Annotated in this window: 1 protein-coding gene and 1 pseudogene; one reads left to right on the top strand and one right to left on the bottom strand. The window is 42.6% G+C overall.

Translation table 11 applies throughout. The features are described from left to right. Nucleotides 1-532 (bottom strand): annotated as a pseudogene (locus R7O13_RS24175) (flagellar protein MotY); the annotation flags it as partial. Nucleotides 533-880: 348 nt separating this feature from the next. Between R7O13_RS24175 and R7O13_RS24170 the strand changes: the two are divergent. Next, nucleotides 881-1,329: exonuclease domain-containing protein (locus tag R7O13_RS24170; protein WP_318304842.1), on the top strand; the 449-nt coding region annotated here is incomplete at its 3' end.

Genomic DNA, 1,329 nt, shown 5'->3' with positions numbered 1-1,329 from the left:
CGAAACTGTACTTCAACAAGTTGGCGATACAACCACTAAACGCCTTGTACTTACTTTGGAATAATACGGATGACAACGCGACTTCAATTCGTTGATCGCGACTTTGCCAATCTTGATAGCTGAATGTTGGGTAACGGCCTTTCTCTAATTCAGATAAAATACCCCAAGCAGTTTGACCACCGACATACCCATCAAACTGTTTGAAAAACTTCAGATTCGTGATGCGGTCGGCATGCTCACCCGGTCGCCAAGGCGGTGGCATTGAGATCAAGCTAACATTGCGTGTTTCACCCATAGGGCGACGCATCTTAAGTTCAAAATCCAAATTGATTTTTTTACTCGCACGCGACGAAAACACCGCATCACCAAAGCTTGGAATTGGATGCACAAGCTGACATTCCAAAGGGGTATTTACCACCATTTCCCATTGTGATTGCTGCGGAGTAGCGACATAACGCTTGCCCATCACCGCGTAACTGTTTGCGCTAAGCAGTGAAAGCATGACACCACTGGTTATCAGCCATTTATTCATCTAGTACAATCTCTCAAACCGCAGTCTTTTGCCGTTAATTGGAATCATTAAAACTACAACGATTGTCATGCAAAAATCCCGCCAATGCTCTAACTTTCTTGGTGAGAGTATCAAAATGAACGATTCTAGCTCTGATTTCTCCCACAAATGCCGCTAAATCGTATCTATTCCCGAGTTAAATATGCACCTGCGTGATACAAAAATCGGTACTTGTGCTCTTTATCTCAAGCGCCGCGCGAGCTTATTGATTAGATGGAAAATAGAATTCCGTTTTTCTCCGAAATTGCGGTTTTTCTCATCGATATAATCTGCAATAATGCAGCCTTCGTCACACAAAAATAAGCCAACATGACAATAGAAAATGAAGCCCTAACCCTGAAAAAGCGTTTTCGTGGTTATTTCCCAGTGGTTGTTGACGTTGAGACCGCTGGTTTCAATGCTCAAACTGATGCACTTTTAGAAATCTGCGCCGTCACCCTTCGTATGGATGAAGAAGGCGTTCTGCATCCAGCCTCCACTATTCATTTTCATATTGAACCTTTTGAAGGCGCGAATTTAGAGAAAGAAGCGCTTGAGTTTAATGGTATTCGTGACCCTTTCAGCCCATTACGCGGTGCAGTTTCTGAACAAGAAGCATTAAAAGAAATTTATAAGCTGATTCGTAAAGAACAAAAAGCATCTGATTGCTCACGTGCAATAATGGTTGCACATAACGCCGCTTTCGACTTAAGTTTTGTTAATGCAGCAAACGAACGCTGCAAGTTAAAAAGAGACCCTTTTCATCCCTTTGCTACTTT

The organism is Vibrio sp. Y176 (assembly GCF_033438945.1).
This window is presented reverse-complemented; position numbering and strand designations above follow the sequence as displayed.